The 16364-nt window shown below is 71.5% G+C and carries 8 protein-coding genes; 3 read left to right on the top strand and 5 right to left on the bottom strand.

The genetic code is table 11. The features are described from left to right. Positions 1-74 precede the first annotated feature (74 nt). Complete coding sequence (locus ACFT32_RS12920) at positions 75-1694, top strand: acyl-CoA synthetase (RefSeq protein WP_382488469.1); 1620 nt, start codon at positions 75-77, stop codon at positions 1692-1694. Between the two features lie 115 nt (positions 1695-1809). Next, positions 1810-3675 carry a sulfatase gene (locus ACFT32_RS12915; RefSeq protein ID WP_382488468.1) on the top strand — a complete coding sequence of 622 codons (1866 nt, stop codon included), beginning with the start codon at positions 1810-1812 and terminating at the stop codon, positions 3673-3675. On the opposite strand, the gene ACFT32_RS12910 is transcribed toward ACFT32_RS12915, so the two are convergent. The 4 genes from ACFT32_RS12910 to ACFT32_RS12895 all read right to left on the bottom strand — a co-directional run bounded on the left by ACFT32_RS12910 (position 3647) and on the right by ACFT32_RS12895 (position 12414). Beyond that, a complete protein-coding gene (locus ACFT32_RS12910) occupies positions 3647-5194 on the bottom strand; it encodes an alpha/beta fold hydrolase (protein ID WP_382488467.1) in 1548 nt (515 codons plus the stop codon). The two genes, ACFT32_RS12915 and ACFT32_RS12910, sit on opposite strands and share 29 nt — an antisense overlap. Positions 5195-5261: 67 nt before the next feature. Further along, positions 5262-10541, bottom strand: a complete 5280-nt coding sequence (locus tag ACFT32_RS12905) for an aKG-HExxH-type peptide beta-hydroxylase (protein ID WP_382488466.1) — start codon at positions 10539-10541, stop codon at positions 5262-5264. 10 nt (positions 10542-10551) lie between these two features. Further along, positions 10552-10863, bottom strand: coding sequence for a trypco2 family protein (locus ACFT32_RS12900; protein ID WP_382488465.1), 312 nt, complete (start codon positions 10861-10863; stop codon positions 10552-10554). A gap of 27 nt (positions 10864-10890) precedes the next feature. Further along, complete coding sequence (locus ACFT32_RS12895; RefSeq protein ID WP_382488464.1) at positions 10891-12414, bottom strand: acyl-CoA synthetase; 1524 nt, start codon at positions 12412-12414, stop codon at positions 10891-10893. A 155-nt stretch (positions 12415-12569) separates the two neighbouring features. Here ACFT32_RS12895 and ACFT32_RS12890 point away from each other — a divergent pair, with 155 nt between their 5' ends. Next, a complete protein-coding gene (locus ACFT32_RS12890) occupies positions 12570-14996 on the top strand; it encodes an acylase (protein ID WP_382488463.1) in 2427 nt (808 codons plus the stop codon). 43 nt (positions 14997-15039) lie between these two features. Here ACFT32_RS12890 and ACFT32_RS12885 read toward each other — a convergent pair whose 3' ends face one another. Continuing rightward, positions 15040-16299 carry a DUF418 domain-containing protein gene (locus tag ACFT32_RS12885; protein WP_382488462.1) on the bottom strand — a complete coding sequence of 420 codons (1260 nt, stop codon included), beginning with the start codon at positions 16297-16299 and terminating at the stop codon, positions 15040-15042. Positions 16300-16364: the final 65 nt, after the last annotated feature.

The raw sequence follows: 16364 nt of genomic DNA, 5'->3' as shown, positions 1-16364 counted from the left end.
ACAGTTGGGCCGCCCTTTGCTCTGATGACCGGCGAACCGTCCGATGCCAGGCACGTCCCGGGTCAGGAGGAGCGGTGGAGTACAACCTTGCCGACCTGTTCGAGTCGGTCGTCGACGTCGTCCCCGGCCGTGAGGCGCTGGTGTACGCCGACCATCCCGGCACGGGCGCGGAACGCCGTCTGACGTACGCGGAGCTGGACGCGGCGGCCAACCGCCTAGGCCACCATCTGCTCGACAGCGGGATACGGCCCGGTGAGCACCTCGGTCTCCACCTCTACAACGGGGTGGAGTATCTGCAGACGGTGCTGGGCTGCCTGAAGGCGCGGATCGTCCCGGTCAACGTCAACTACCGGTATGTCGAAGAGGAGTTGGTGTACCTCTACCGGGACGCGGACCTGGTGGCGTTGGTCTTCGACGCGGAGTTCACGGACCGGGTGGCGGCGGCACGGCCGCGGGCGCAGAAGCTGCGGCATCTGGTCCGGGTGGGCGCGTCCGCGCAGGAGGCGGCCGAGGTGCCGTGTACGGAGTTCGCGGATGCCGAGGCCGCGGGGTCGCCGGGGCGCGGCTTCCCGGCACGTTCGGCCGACGACCAGTTCATCATCTACACCGGCGGTACGACCGGGATGCCCAAGGGTGTGATGTGGCGGCAGGAGGATCTGTTCTTCGCGGGTCTCGGCGGGGGCGCCCCGACCGGTGAGCCGGTGAAGAAGCCGGAGGAGCTGGCCGAGCGGGTAGCGGCCGGTGGGGCCGGGATCACCTTCTTCCCCACGGCTCCGCTGATGCACGGCACCTCCACCCTCACGGCGTTCATCGGCTTCAACTTCGGGCAGCGAGTCGTGATCCACCGCAAGTTCGCGCCCGAGGAGGTGCTGCAGGCCGTGGAGAAGGAGAGGGTCAGCAGCATCTCGCTGGTGGGCGACGCGATGCTGCGGCCGCTGATCGACGCGCTGGCCGGTCCGCTGCGGCACATCGACCGCTCGTCGCTGTTCAGCGTGTCGTCGTCCGGCGCGATCATGTCGGACACGGTGCGCCGGCAGTTCCAGGAGCTGGTGCCGAACGCCATGCTGCTGAACAACTTCGGCTCGTCGGAGTCCGGCTTCAACGGCACGGCGACCGAGGACTCGGGACCCGAGCGGGGCTTCCGGATCCGTGTCCACGCCCGAACGCAGGTGGTGGACCCGGCCACGTACGAACCGGTGGCGGCCGGCGAGGTGGGCCGGATCGCCCAGTGCGGACATGTGCCGCTCGGCTACTACAACGACCCCGCCAAGACCGCCGGGACCTTCTTCGAGAGGGGCGGCGAGCGGTGGGTGCTGCTCGGCGACATGGCCACGGTCGACGAGGAGGGCGTGGTCACCGTCCTGGGGCGCGGCTCGCAGTGCATCAACACGGGCGGTGAGAAGGTGTACCCGGAGGAGGTCGAACAGGCCCTCAAGTCCCACCCGGACGTCTACGACGCGCTGGTGGCCGGGGTGCCGGACCCCCAGTGGGGCCACCATGTGGCGGCCGTGGTGCAACTGCGCGAGGGGGCGGTGCGGCCGTCGCTGGAGGACATCCGGGCGCACTGCCGTGACCGGCTCGCCGGCTACAAGATCCCGCGCCAGCTGGTGATCACGGAGTCGGTCCGGCGGTCGCCGAGCGGCAAGGCGGACTACCGGTGGGCGCGGGAGGTGGCGGTGGCGGCGGACGGGTGATTCTCCGGCCTGTCGTTTGAACCTAAGGTGACGTGCGGACGTACTGGTGGTGGCAGGCTCGGTTCACCGGGCTCTGTTTGCCATGCCTAGCAAGACCGCACGGAAGGACCTCCGGGTGTCGCTCTTCACTCGCTCCCGTCAGCAATCGGACCCGACCGGGGGCGGGGCGAAACCGGATGACGATGCCGGTGGTGAAGCGGTCGCGGGGAAGCCGAATGGTGACCCGGTCGCGGAGGAACCAGCAGGCGAGGACACCGACGTACCGGAGCCGGAGGAAGCCCCCGAGAAGACCCCGGAGGCCGCACCCGAAGAGACGCCGGACGCGACGAAGCCCGGCTGGTTCGGCTGGCGGCGGCGCTACCCCCGTACGGCACGCGGTGTCCGTGTCGGGACGACCGTCCTGGCCGGTGCGCTCGTGTTCTTCGCGCTCCTCGTGCCCAACCAGATGGAGAAGATCGAGTTCGCCTCGTTCGTCCGCATCCCCGCCGAGGGCGTGCTGCTCGCGGGCCTGCTGCTCGTGCTGCCGCCGCGGCCCCGGCGGATCGCGGCGGTCGTCTCGGGCGCGTTCCTCGGGCTCGTCACCATTCTGAAATTCGTCGACATGGGCTTCTACCAGGTGCTGGCCCGGCCGTTCGACCTGGTCCTGGACTGGATACTGATCGAGAACGCGACGGACTTCCTGAGGGAGACGTTCGGCCGGACCGGCCAGGTGCTGGCCGTGGTCGGCGTGATCGTTTTGTTCGTCGCGGTGCTGGTCCTCACGACGCTCGCCATGGTGCGGCTGACGAACCTGATGGTCGGCCACCGTCCCGTAGCCGCCCGTACGACACTGGTCCTCGGCACGGCGTGGATCACCGCCATGACACTGGGTGTGCAGGTCGGCAGCGTGCCGTTCGCCACCAAGGGCAACGCCGAGTTCATCGGCAACCGGGTGGACCAGGTGCAAGCGGGCCTGAAGGACGCGCGGGTCTTCCGGAAGCAGGCCGCCGTGGACGCCTTCGCGAAGACGCCGCCCGACCAGTTGCTCACGGGGCTGCGCGGCAAGGACGTGCTGTTCACCTTCATCGAGAGCTACGGCCGTGTCGCGATCGACGACCCGGCGATGGCGACCCGGATCGACTCGGTTCTCAAGGAGGGCACCAGCTCGCTGAAGGCCGCCGGTTTCGAGTCGCGCAGCGGCTGGCTGCAGTCGCCGGTGACGGGCGCGGGCAGCTGGCTCGCCCACTCGACGTTCCTGTCCGGGCTGTGGATCAAGAACCAGCAGCGGTACCGCAGCCTTACCACCAGTGACCGTATGACGCTCACCAACTACTTCGGCAAGACGAAGGCCTGGCGGACCGTCGGTGTCGTGCCCGGCGTGCGCCGGGCCTGGCCGGAGGGGAAGTACTTCGGCCTGGACCACATCTACGACTCCGAGCACCTCGGGTATCACGGCCCGTACTTCAGCTGGACGCCCGTGCCCGACCAGTTCAGCATGGAGGCCTTCCAGCGTCTGGAGCACGGCAAGAAGGACCGTGAGCCGATCATGGCGGAGATCATCCTCGCCTCCAGCCACAACCCCTGGTCGCCCATCGCGCGGATGATCGACTGGGAGGACCTCGGCGACGGCTCGGTGTTCCACCAGATCAAGAAGGAGGGCACCAACCCCACGGAGGTCTGGAAGGACCCGGAGAAGGTCCGCACCGAGTACCGCAAGGCCATCGAGTACTCGATCCGGAGCCTCACCGAGTGGCTCGAGCGCTACGGCGACGAGGACACGGTGCTCGTGTTCCTCGGCGACCACCAGCCGGTGCCGACCGTCACCGCCGGGGACACCGGCAAGGACGTGCCGATCACCATCGTCGCCAAGGACAAGAAGGTCCTGGACCGGGTCGCCGACTGGGGCTGGACCGACGGTCTCAAGCCCGCCGACAACGCGCCCCGGTGGGGCATGGACAAGTTCCGCGACCGCTTCATGACGGCGTACGGGCCGCAGGGCTGAGGAACTCCCCCACAGCCGCGAGGAACTCCTCGGGCCGTGCCTCGTGCACGAGATGCCCGGCGTCGACGGTGACGCGCCGGGCATCGGGCAGCAGGTCGGCGAGGCCGGCGATCTGCTCCTGGGGAATCGGACTGGTCGGCCCGCCACCGATCAACAGCGTTGGCATGGTGATCCGCCCCATGTGGTCCCACCACACAGGGTTGGGGGCGTTGCGCTGTTGGTCGGTGGCGAGAATCATCGCCCAGTCGTACGGCAGGTCCCCGTCGGGACGTTCGGCGGGCGGGCGCGGCGGGTCCAGGGGGAAGGGCGCGGGTACGTCCTCCAGCACAAGGCGCCGCACAAGGTGCGGGCTGTGCTGGGCGAGCAGGTAGGCGACGGCGCCGCCGAGCGAGTGGCCCACGACGTCGGCACGGGCGATACCGAAGGCGCCGAGGAGGGCGTGTATGTCGTCGCGCATGGCTTCGTATCCGTAGTCGCCGGGCCAGTCACTGCGGCCGTGCCCGCGCAGGTCCGGGGCGTAGACCCGGCGGGTTCCGGCGGCCAGGGCCGGGGCGATCTCGGACCAGTCGGCACCGTCGGCCCCGCGGGCGTGGAGGAGCAGGACGGGCGGCGCGTCCTGCGGTCCCCAGGCGCGGTAGGCCAGGGTGATGCCGTTCGCCTGTACGGTGCGCATTTCTGTGTCCATGCCGGGCACGCTAGCGAGGTGATCCCGGTCGGCCGGGCTCGCTCTGCCCACAGCAGAAGGACCTCTCACTCCCGTCCAGAGAGGAAGGCTGGCCGCCGGGAAGGCGTCGGCGGTGCGCCGGGCGAGGGCGGGTCTCGGACCACCGTCCAGCTCTCCGGCCAGGACGAGTACCGGTGCCGCGACCCGGGCCAGCCCGGTCCGTGTCACGTCCGGGTCGTATGCGCCGTCCGCGCCGTAGAGGTCACCCGCGTCGTCGTTGGTCTCGTCCTCCTCTCGGTCGGCGTGAGCCCGGGCGGTGTCGTCCCAACGCCCGTAGAAAAATGGGAGGAACACGGGGTCGAAGTCCCCGCTGCCGGCCAGCCAGGCCTCGAACGCCGGGAACGCGTCCGTGAACCAGGGTTCCGACTCGCGCAGCCGAGCCGCCGCCAGCCGGTCCTCGGCCGTCGCGGGCATGCCGAGTGCCCATGGGGTGGCGGTGATCAGCGCCAGCCGTCCCAGCCGGTCCGGATGCCGGGCCGCGTAGCGCATGGCGAGGCTGCCGCCCGCCGAGTGCGCGAGTACGTCCATCCGCTCCAGGCTCAGGTGGAGCCGCAGCGCCTCTACGTCGTCCACGAGCCGGTCGCAGCGGTACGTCGCGGGATCCGCCGGCACCGCGGACTCGCCGGTGCCGCGCAGGTCCAGGCGCCAAAGCTGCCGGTGGGCGTCCAGCCCGCCCAGGTTGCCGAGGTAGGCGGAGGCCCGCATGGGCCCTCCCGGCAGTACGACGAGGGGCCGCCCCTGACCGAGCACGTGACAGGCGAGTTCGGTCCCGTCGGGGGCGCTCAAGATCGGCATGTCGCTGATCCTCTGTCCAGAGCCTCTCGGGCACAACATGATTTCGAAGCCCGGTTCGGACGCCGTGTCAGAGCGGATGCATGGACGGCAGTTCGGGGAGCGTGTCCGGAACGCCGAGCCATGCGGCCAGTGCCACCGGGTCCGGCGGGGTACCGGTCTCGGCGACAACGCGGGCGAAGGCGTCGCGGACGACCTCCGGGCGGTGGGTCAGAGCCCGGGCCGCCGCGGCGTCGGCGGGCTCCGGGGACGACGCCATGGCGTCCCTGCGCAGGGCGAGTGCGAGCCGGGCCCAGACTTCAGGCTGCTGGAGCCGCTCAGTCACCTGGTCGATGGCGAGGCGGCGGGACTCGTGCTGCCGGCCGAGGAGGCGGGCCAGGTCGGCGGGATCATCGACTGCGTCCTCGTCCGGGGCGGTCGCCCACCGGCAGAGCAGGGCCGTGTAGTGGTTCAGGGAGGGGACGGCGGTGTCGGGTAGCAGCACGCCGGCGGCGGCCACGCGAGGTGCTTCCGCGCCGGAGCGCCATGCCTCGGCCAGCTCCGAAACGGCGTGCGGGTCGGGGCGCAGATGATGCAGCCGCCAGCGGACGCGGTGGGCGACGGCTGCTTCCGTCGCGAGCGCGGTCACGTCCTCCGGCACGGCCGTGGGATCGGTCCACCGGGCGGTACGGTTGCCCAGTCCGGCGAGGAGCTCCCACCCGCAGGCGGTGAGATGTGCTGTCGAGGCCAGGGCCTCGAAGGCCTGCCCCGCCTGTGTGCGCCAGTACGCGTACTGGAACTGGGCCCGCCGCCGCAGGCGCTGGTCACGGGCCCGGTGACTGAGTTCCCGCCAGAAGTCGACCACCGCGAAGAAGGCGAAGACGCCGTGCAGGAGTCCCGGCAGCGGACGCGGGTCGTCGCGCCACGGGGCGTAGTAGAACTCCTCGTCGGGGCCGTCGCTCTCGGTGTCGTAGAGGTCGAGGGAGTCCAGGACGGCGTTCAGCTCCATGTGGCGGAACTCGTGGAGCAGGGTGGCGGCGAGTTCCACCGCGTCCGGTGGCGTGCTGAGCACGGCTCCGCCGAACGCTTCGCTCGACGACACGGACGTCATCATGCCCGCGGTCGGCTCCGCCTCCGGCCGGGGTGTGAGAGCCGTGAGGGCCACGGCGACGGCGTCGGCCTGTCCGGGCCTGAGGTCGGCCAGCAGTTCTCCCGCGTCGCGGATGGTCCGCCGCCATCGGGTCAGCACCACCGGCCCGAGCGGCTCGGGCGGCAGAGGTTCGGCGCTCTCGCGATAGGGATCCGCGTCCTCCAGTACGAGGTCGAGGTGGCGTCGGCCGACGGGGGTGCGCACCCGGTGCACGGAGATCCAGCCCGGCGGGTTCGGATCGCTCCGGCTCGGCAGCCGCACCTCCACCCCCTGGCCGTTTACGACGGCCGCGCGCCCCATGGAGACGACATGGGCCACAACGGTCCCGGACTCACGCAGGTCAGCGGCTCCCAGACCGGGCAGGTGGACATAGCCGTCGTGCACGGGGACGGGCAGGGCGAACAGCAGTCGGGCCCGGACGCCGGCCGCCGCCGCGACCGAGTGAAGACGGAGCAGGTCGGCCGGGGGTGTCCCGGTCCAGGTGCGCGGTCCGCCGGGTGGGGTGTGCAGGGCACGCAGGGCCCGGGTGAGCCAACGGCCCACGGACGGGTGGAGGAGAACGTTCGTCACCGCTTCGGGGTCGGCCCGCTCCGCCCGCACGAGCAGGTCCCGCACGTCCCGGACCCGAGGTCCCGCGTTCTCGCCGGAGAAGGTCATCACGGCAGCCAGGTCGAGGAGTTCGTCCAGCACCACCGCTCGGGCGCCGCGCTGCTGGGCTCGCAGCCGTTGGGCCAGGGCGCCGTCCTCAGCGCCGGCGGCCATTATCCGTAGATCGGCGGACGTGGGGAACGGCGTCCTGGACATGTCCTGCTCGAGGTCCCGTCGCAGGTCGCGGTCGGCGGGCACCGGTGTGTAACTCACCGGCCGATCGGCGGATCGTCCGTAGCTGCTCTCCGAGTAGCCTCCGCCTCCGGGCTCGTCTCCACCCCGGCTCGTCCGGGGCCTGACGTACCGTCCGACGAGGCGTGCGGCGGCTGCGTGGGAGGGGCCGGTCAGGGCCTGTTCGAGCGAGAGGTCCGTGAGATCGGGGCCGGTGGCCGCCGGTGCGTCCACGTCGGCCGGGCGTTCATCGTCCATCGGAGAGCCTCCCACAAGTGTCGCGTCATCGCTGGCGCCGTCCGCACTCCCGCCGGAGGCGGGCTCCTGGCCTGCGAGTTCCTCTCTCACCCGGGCGAGATTGCGCTCGCAGCGCAGGACGTCGGGGTGCCGGTCGCCCAGCCGCCGCCTGCCGGCTTCGAGGACGGTCTCGTAGTGCTCGGCCGCCAGGTCGGGCCGGCCCAGCAGGTGCCAGGTCGTGGCGAGTTCGTGCCGGGCGGCGATGGTGTCGGGGTGGTCCGGCCCCAGGTGACGTTCGTTGGACTGCCAGATGTCGGCGCACTCGTCCCTCGCCCGCTCCAGGCACTCGGGTTCCGACTCGTGGTCGCGGATCAGCCGGGCACGTTCGTGGCGGGCCATGAGCACATCAGGGTGCTCGGGCCCCAGCACCTCGAGGTATCCGCGTACGGCGTTCTCGATGGCCTCCTCCGCTTCCCCGGCGTGCCCGGTCTCGCGCAGGGCCCGGGCGAGGGTCACCCAGGTGGCGAGGGTGTCCAGGTCGTGCTCACCGGCCAGCTCCTTGATCTCCCGCAACACGGACCGCAGTTCCATGACGGCTTCCTCGTGCCGGCCACGTTTGTGGGCGAGGATCGCCAGGTCGTGCCGGATGCGCAGGATGCCGCGCGGATGGGTCCCCGCTTGCAGGCGCATGGCCAGGGCGGCGCGTGACTCCTCCTCCGCCTCCTCGTACCGTCCCAGTTCGCGCAGCACCCGGGCCCGGCCGGTCTTCGCCGACTGGAGGTAGGCGTGGCCGTCCGGCAGGGCACGCGCGCAGGCCCCGGCCACGTCCCGGTACAGCTGGTCCGCCTCGGTGAGGGCGCCGGTGTGGCGTACCGCCCAGGCCCGGTGGAGGGCGGCGGCGATGGTGGCCGGGTGGTCGTCGCCGAGCAGTCGGGCCCGGATCGAGCCGAGCGCGTCGAGGTCGGAGATGGCCTCGCCGTACATTCCGAGGCCGCTGCGGTACTGCGCTGTCCGCACGGCGGGCTCGGTGGCCGCGACGGCCAGATCCGGGTCCACTCGGTCGTCCTCGGGCAGCAGCGACAGGACGGCGGCACAGTGCGGGGCGACGGCCTGCCAGCGGGGCCAGTCCTTGGTGTCGAACGTGTCGAGGGGGCCGGTGAACCCGTTCAACAGGTCCGTTACGAGGCGCAACAGCAGGGGTTTCTGCGTGGTGAAGTCGGCGTGGGCCCGGCAGGCGGCTCGGACCATGGGGTGCATGGTGACCCAGCGCTGCGGCCCGCCGTTGCTCTCCTCGGCGGACGCGCGGGTTCGTTCGAGGGTGATCAGCTGAAGTCCGTCGAGTCCCTCGAGCGCGTCGCCGAGTCGTTCTCTCGTGGGGTCCGGGAAGAGGTCGCTCTCCGCGAGGAGTTCCGTGTCGAGCAGGCCCAAGTAGGGGACGGGTGCCGGGCCGAGGGCAGAGAACAGCCGCAGGAGTGGGCGGGCCAGATCGCTGCCCTGGCGGTGCAGCAGGTCGAGGGAGAGTTCCCATGTGCTGAGGATGGCCCTGCGGCTGCGCTCGTCCGGGCCCAGTTCCCTGTCGGGTTCGGATGTCATGGCAGACAGGCGGGCGTCGAAACTGGCGCGGTACTCGTCGAACGTCAGAGGCGCCGAGAACGACGGAAAGGGGTCTTTCAGGGCCCGTGCCAGGTAGGAACCGGCGAGGTTGAGCGCGAGGGGGAGCCCTCCGAGGTGTTCGGCGAGTTCCCGGGCCCGCTCCTCGTCACCGGCATCCGAGGGTGCGAGGTCCCGCAGGACGTCGGCGCCGTCGTCGCCGGAGAGGATGCCCACACCCAACTGGTGCACCCATTTCCCCCAACGATCGCTGCGCGACTCCCGGCTGGTGACCAGCACGGCTCCCCAGGGATGTTCAGGTGGACGCAACCAGCCGACTCCATCGGCGGTGGGACGGTCCCCCGCCGCCAGCGCCGACGGATCGTCGACGTTGTCCAGCACGAGCAGCCAGGGAGAGGTGAGGCCGCTGAGGAAGCGCCACAGCACGTCGGCCGGGTGGGACGGCACGTCGAAGTCGGCCACGCGGGCGCCCACGTCGAACGCGACCGCCACCAGCGCCGCGGTAAGAACCTCGGCGTCCGCTCCCGACACCCACCACACCCGTGTCATGGTCCCGGCGAGCCGGTGTGCCGCCTCGAGCGCGACGGTCGTCTTTCCGGACCCACCCATGCCGGACAGCAGCCACACACCCTGTTCGGAGGCGTAGCCCTGGGCGCGCCGGGTCAGCGCGGCGGTCAGGTCAGCCACCAGATCGTCGCGTCCGCGCAGCCGGTCCGGTGCGATCCTGCGCTGCGGCACCGCCAACGGTGCGACGGCCCGGCCGGATGCGGCAGGGCTGGGCCGACGACCCAGCAGTCCACCGATCCGGTCCGGGGGCGTCGCGGCGTCGAAGGCCGCGTCGGTGACGTCCGTCAGGTCCTGTGGCGCCAGGCCGCGCCCCAGCACATGCTCCAGCGCGACGAGTTCGGTCCTGGTCAGGGCCTCGGCCCAGCGGTCCAGCCGGCCCGCGGCGATCCGGCCCGGCCCGTCGCTGCGGTGGTGGCGGGAGACGACTCCCACAAGGTGGCCTTCGCAGAAGACGGCCGCGCCGGACATGCCTTCCCAGGCATCCTTGTCGGGGTCCGGGTCGTCCGCCGGGGGTGAGGTCACTTTCAGGTCGAGCGTTCCCTCACCCCGGTTGGAGAGGGCCGCGCAGGTGGTGTCCGCGTGCTCGGCGTCCCGGTAGAGCGAACCGTCGGTGTCCGTGCGGAGTTTGAAGCGCGGGAAGCCCAGCGCGGTGCAGCGCAGGACGACGTCCCGCTCCCCGATCCGGCCGTAGGCGGCGACGGGCACCGCGCCGGTCGCCGTCCCACCCAGCCGGACCGGAACCACCAGCACGGCGATGTCGATGGCGGTGTGCCGCCACTCCACGGCCGCCGCCACGGACAGTTCGTCCGGTCGGTCGGCCTGGAAGCGAATCTCGATCGTCGCCGCGTCCTCGACGACATGGGCGGCGGTGAGCACACGTCCCGCGGAGACGAGGTAGCCCGAGCCGCGCCTGCTCGGGCCGCCGTTCGCGGGCCTGACGATGATCTTGGCAACGCACTCGGGCACGAGCCCGCGATCGAACCTCATGCGCACTGAGTCAGCGCTCGCCGCGCGCCCCGTCACCCGCGATCATTGCGGGTCGCGGCGGTCCTCCGGCGACCGGGACGGTAGTGGGCGTGAGGGTGAGCTTGACGCGCTGCGTCTGCGCGTTCGAGTAGGAGCCCTTCGTACTCGCGTCGACGACCCAGAAGCGGACCTTGGCGTCGGCGCCCGCCTCGCGGGTGACGGCGACGGTCGCCTCGATCTCGACGGGCCCTGCCTCGAACCGGATGGCCTCGCCCGCGCCGTCCGCCAGTGCGGTGGTCAGCTGGCTCCGCAACTCACGGATCATGTCCGACAGTTCGATCACGACGCCCCCTTTTCGCCCATTACCGCGCTATCCGGATGCTACCGACCCCGGCCCGCCCCCGAGGTCCTTCCTGAGCTCCCGCTTGAGAATCTTCCCGCTGGCGTTGCGCGGGAGTTCGTCCACGAAGAGCACTCGCTTCGGCGCTTTGAAGTGCGGCAGGTTCTCGCGGACGTGGTCGATCAGTTCCGCCTCCGTGACCTCGCCGCGCGGGACGACGACGGCTGTGACGGCCTCGATCCAGCGGTCGTCGGGGAGGCCGACCACGGCGGCCTCGGCGACTCGGGGGTGGGTGTACAGGGCGTCCTCGACCTGGCGTGAGGCGACCAGGACGCCGCCGGAGTTGATGACGTCCTTCACCCGGTCGACGATCGTGAAGTAGCCGTGCGCGTCGCGGACCGCGAGGTCGCCGGAGCGGAACCAGCCGTCACGGAAGGCCTCGGCGGTCTCCTCGGGCCTGTCCCAGTAGCCCACGCACAGTTGCGGGGAGCGGTAGACGATCTCGCCGGGGGTGCCGTCGGGTACGGCCTCGCCGTCCTCGTCGACCACGCGCGCGTCGACGAACAGCACGGTACGGCCGCAGGAGTCCATGCGGCCCTTGTGCTCCTCGGGGGCGAGGACCGTGGCGAGGGGGCCGATCTCGCTCTGGCCGAAGCAGTTGTAGAAGGCCAGCTTCGGGAGGCGTTCCTTGAGCCGTGCCAGTACGGGCACCGGCATGATCGACGCCCCGTAGTAGGCCTTGCGCAGGCCGCTGAGGTCGCGGGTGGCGAAGTCGGGGCGGTTGGACAGGGCGATCCAGACGGTGGGCGGGGCGAACAGGCTGTCCACACTGCCCGCTTCGACCAGGTCGAGGAGCCGGTCGCCGTCGGGTGCGTCGAGGACGAGGTTCGTCGCGCCGACCGCGAGGTAGGGCAGCAGGAAGACGTGCAGCTGCGCCGAGTGGTACAGGGGCAGCGAGTGCGCGGGGCGGTCGCCCGCGCTGAGGTCGAGGGCCGAGATGGCGCTCAGGTACTCGTGCACCAGGGCCCGGTGCGTCATCATCGCGCCCTTGGGCAGCGCGGTCGTCCCGGAGGTGTACAGCAGTTGCACGAGGTCCTCGGGGCGCGGCTCGGGGCCGTCGTACACGGGCGCCTCGGCCAGCCGCGCGAGCAGCGAGTCGCCGGCGTCGCGCAGGGGCGATGTCCGTACGCCGTCGGGAAGCCGGCCGGCGAGGTCCGGGTCGGCGAGGACCAGGGAGCTGCCGGACTGGCGGACGATGTAGGCGAGGTCGTCGCCGGTGAGGTTCTGGTTGACGGGTACGTGCACCAGGCCGGCTCGGGCGCAGGCCAGGAAGGCGATGAGGTAGGCGTCGGAGTTGTGGCCGTAGGCGCCGACCCGGTCCCCGGGGGACAGGCCCTGATCGAGGAGGACGCTCGCCGCGCGGGAGACGGCGGTGTCGAGTTCGTCGTAGGTCCAGGTGCGTTCGCCGTACTCCACCGCCACGCGCGCCGGTGTGCGCCGGGCGCTGCGCCGTAGGACTCCGTCGACCGTGCTGCCGTGTCCGGGCGTCGTCATGACAAGTGATCCTCGGCCGACCGCCCGGGGAGGTCAAGGACCGACCGGCTCAACCCTGCCGTCGCCGGAGGCGTCCGCTGTGATGGTACTGACGTATGAACCCAGAACATTTGTACGCTCAACTCTCCTTTCCCTCAACGATGTTGGAGGGCACCATGCGCAGCCGCCTGAGACGCCTCGTCCTCGGGGCCACGGCCCTGTTCACGGCCGCGTCCGCGTTACCCGCGGCCGCCGCCCCGAGCCAGGGGCGAGCGGAGCAGCACCTTTCCCGTGACGGTATGTCCGCCGTCATCCGCTACACCGAGTACGGCATCCCGCACATCCTCGCGAAGAACTACGCCGACCTGGGCTTCGGCACCGGCTGGGCGCAGGCCGCCGACGAGGTCTGCACGCTCGCCGACGGGTTCGTGACCCTGCGGGGCGAGCGCTCCCGGCACTTCGGCGCCGACAAGGCCGCCGACGGCACCCTCTCCGGGGCCAGGACGAACCTCGCCAGTGATGTGTACTTCCGTGGGGTCCGTGAGAGCCGCACCGTGGAGAAGGTGCTCGCCGAGCCCGCTCCCATGGGCCCGAGCCGCGACTCCCGGGGCATGATGCGGGGCTGGGCGGCCGGTTACAACGCCTGGCTGAAGAAGAACAAGATCACGGATCCCGCCTGTGCGGGCGCCTCCTGGGTCCGTCCGGTCACCGAGCTCGACGTGGCCGCCCGTGGTCTCGCCATCGCCTCGATCGCCGGCGAGGGGCGCTTCGTGGACACGATCACGACCGCGAAGCCCCCGACCGGAGCCACGACCGCCGCGAGCGGCCCGTCCGTGCGCAAGCCGGACGCCAAAGCCGTGGCGAAGGCGGCGGACGAGCTGTGGGGCGACCCCGGCATGGGCTCCAACGCGGTCGCCTTCCGCGGTGACACGACGGCGAACGGCAGCGGTCTGCTGCTGGGCAATCCGCACTACCCCTGGGAGGGCGGACGCCGGTTCTGGCAGTCGCAGCAGACGATCCCCGGGGAGCTGAACGTCTCCGGCGGCTCCCTGCTCGGCACCCCGGCGATCTCCATCGGGTTCAACGCACAGGTGGCCTGGAGCCACACTGTCTCGACCGGTGTTCCGGCCAGCCTCCACCGGCTGACGCTGGATCCGGCCGATCCCACGACGTACCTCGTGGACGGCGAGCCGGAGCGGATGAGGAAGCGGACCGTGACGGTCGCGGTGAAGGACGGCGCGCCGGTGACCCGTACCCAGTGGTGGACGCGCTATGGCCCGGTCATCACCTCGCTCAACTCCCAGGTCCCGCTGCCGTGGACCGGCACGACGGCGTACGCCCTGTACGACCCGAACGCCGCGAACCTCCGGTTCGCCGACACCTCGCTCGGCTTCAGCAAGGCGCGGAGCACGGACGAGGTCCTCGCGTCACTCGCGCGGCACCAGGGCATCCCCTGGGTGAACACGATCGCCGCCGACCGGGCGGGGCACTCTCTCTACACCCAGTCGCAGGTACTCCCCCGGATCACCGACGGGCTGGCGGAACGCTGCTCGACGGAACTCGGCAGGACCACATATCCGGCGTCCGGCATCGCGATCCTCGACGGCTCACGCGGCGACTGCGCCCTCGGCAGCGACCCCGACGCCGTGGGGCCGGGCATCTTCGGCCCGTCGAGGATGCCGACGCTCAAGAACGCGCCGTACGTCGAGAACTCGAACGGCACCCCCTGGATGACCAACGCCGACCGGCCGATCACCGGCTACGAGCGGGTCTTCGGCACGGTGGGCACCCAGCTCGGCCTGCGCACCCGAGGCGGGATCGAGGACGTGGCGGCGATGGCGGACAAGGGCCGTCTGACCGTACGCGACCTGCAGCGGCAGCAGTTCGCCAACCGGGTGCCCGCGGGCGATCTCGCCGCCGAGGACGTGGCACGGGCGTGCGCCGCGCTGAACGGCGGCAAGGCGACGGGCAGCGGCGGCGCCTCGGTCGAGGTGTCGGAGGCCTGCGGGGTGCTGAAGGCGTGGGACCGCACCATGGACACCGGGAGCCGGGGAGCGCTGCTCTTCGACCGGTTCTGGCGGAAACTGGAAGAGGCGGTGCCCCCGGGCCAGTTGTGGAAGGTGCCCTTCTCGGCGGCCGATCCGGTACGCACTCCGAACACCCTGAACACGGACGCTCCCGGCCTCGCCACCGCCCTCGCCGACACGGTGACGGAACTGCGGGCAGCGGGCATCGCGCTCGACGCGCCGCTCGGCGCGCACCAGTTCGTCGTCCGCGACGGCGAGCGCCTTCCCGTGCCGGGCGGTGCGGGGCAGCTCGGTGTGTGGAACGTGATCCAGCCGACGTGGGACGCGGCCGGCGGTGGCTACTCGGAGGTGCCGTTCGGCTCCAGTCACCTCCAGGCGGTGGGCTGGGACGGCAGCCGCTGTCCGGTGGCCCGCACCCTGCTGACGTACTCCCAGTCGTCGAACCCCGAGTCGCCGCACTTCGCCGATCAGACGCGGCTGTTCTCCGGTGAGAAGTGGGTGACGTCGCGCTTCTGCGAGAAGGACATCCTGTCCTCGCCGAAGCTGAAGGTCGTCCGGGTGCACGAGCGGCACTGACCGTGCCGGGTGGGGTGCCGCTCCCGGCGGGGCGGCACCCCGCTCATGGCGCCCGGCGGCCGTACATCAGCCGGCGCAGCACCGTTTCCGCGGGACCCCGGCGGCCGGCGCGTTCCAGGGCGTACGCCCCGGCCACCGTGACCAGCCAGACGGCGAACGCGAAGAGCGCCATGGTCGCGCTGCCCAGATGCCCGCCGAGGCCCAGTCCCCAGGCGGCCAGCACCGGGGCGAAGAGCAGCGAGTGGGCGAGGTAGCAGGACAGGGACCGTTTGCCCACCGAGGCCACCGCGTTCACCGCCGTCGCACCGCGCCGGGTCGTGCGCGTCGTCCACCAGTGCGCGAAGAGTGCGACGGCCGCGACATAGCCGAGGCCCGCGGCGTTGCCGGTGATGTCGCGAAGCACCGTGAGCGCTCCGGATTCGCTCTGCATGTCGTCCGGCACGTGCAGGACGCCGATGTGGGCGAGGGCGGCGGGCAGTGCGCCGAGCCAGCCGACCGCGATGCCGAGCACCGCCGTCAGGCGCAGCAGCGGCCGGTGGCGGCCCGGCTCCTCCAGGATGCGGCGCCGTGCGGCCCGGAAGCCGAGCAGGAAGAGGATGAACCCGCCGCCTACGAGGGTCAGCGGGGCGGCGACGAAGGTGACGAACAGGCCGGTCCGCAGCCGGGTGCCCGCGGCGGTGAGCCAGTTCGCCTCGTCCGCAGCGTAGGCCTTGAAGCCCGGGTCGGCCCCGGCGTCGCCGAACGTGCCCAGTTCGCCCCGGAGGAGGGCCGCGAGGGCGGGCCCGGCCGAGACGAGCAGGATCAGGGCGACCCCGATCCAGATCCACCACTTCAGGGCGCGCTCGCCGCGCCGCAGGAAGGCCAGGCCGAGGATGAGACTCAGGACTCCGTAGAAGCCGATGATGTCCCCCGCCATCAGCAGGGCGGAGTGCGTCAGGCCGATGACGATCAGCCAGAGGCTGCGCCTGCGCAGGATCTTCGCGGCGTGGCGCCCGTCGGTGCCGGCGGCGGTCTGACGGAGGTAGAGCTGCGTCATGCCGTAGCCGAAGAGGAAGGCGAAGAGCGGATAGACCCGCAGGTCGAGCACGATGATCATGGTGAACTGCACGGCATGGTCCAGCCACGAGCCGTCCACGGGCTGCCATCCGGAGGGCCCGCGCCGGGCCGCCCAGAGGTGGAAGGCGGTGTTGGACAGCACGATGCCCAGCAGCATGATCCCGCGGGCGAGATCGGGGGCGAGTGCTCGCTCGCCCGGGCGTACGGCGCCACGCCGCAGCGGGCCCTCTTCGGTCGCGATCGTCATGGATTCACGCTAGGAAGGCGGGGCGCGGCCGGACATCGGCCGGAGGGCGGGCGGGCGCCGACGAA

The sequence above is a fragment of the Streptomyces sp. NPDC057002 genome, assembly GCF_042673825.1.
GTDB lineage: Bacteria > Actinomycetota > Actinomycetes > Streptomycetales > Streptomycetaceae > Streptomyces.
The sequence above is the reverse complement of the archived record's forward strand: the minus strand, read 5'-3'. Positions and strand labels throughout refer to the sequence as shown.

Excerpts from the sequence above, each read along its gene's own strand:
- ACFT32_RS12890 (WP_382488463.1), top strand. The coding sequence starts at position 12,570 with ATGCGCAGCCGCCTGAGACGCCTCGTCCTCGGGGCCACGGCCCTGTTC.
- ACFT32_RS12905 (WP_382488466.1), bottom strand. The coding sequence starts at position 10,541 with ATGAGGTTCGATCGCGGGCTCGTGCCCGAGTGCGTTGCCAAGATCATC.
- ACFT32_RS12885 (WP_382488462.1), bottom strand. The coding sequence starts at position 16,299 with ATGACGATCGCGACCGAAGAGGGCCCGCTGCGGCGTGGCGCCGTACGC.
- ACFT32_RS12895 (WP_382488464.1), bottom strand. The coding sequence starts at position 12,414 with ATGACGACGCCCGGACACGGCAGCACGGTCGACGGAGTCCTACGGCGC.
- ACFT32_RS12910 (WP_382488467.1), bottom strand. The coding sequence starts at position 5,194 with ATGCCGATCTTGAGCGCCCCCGACGGGACCGAACTCGCCTGTCACGTG.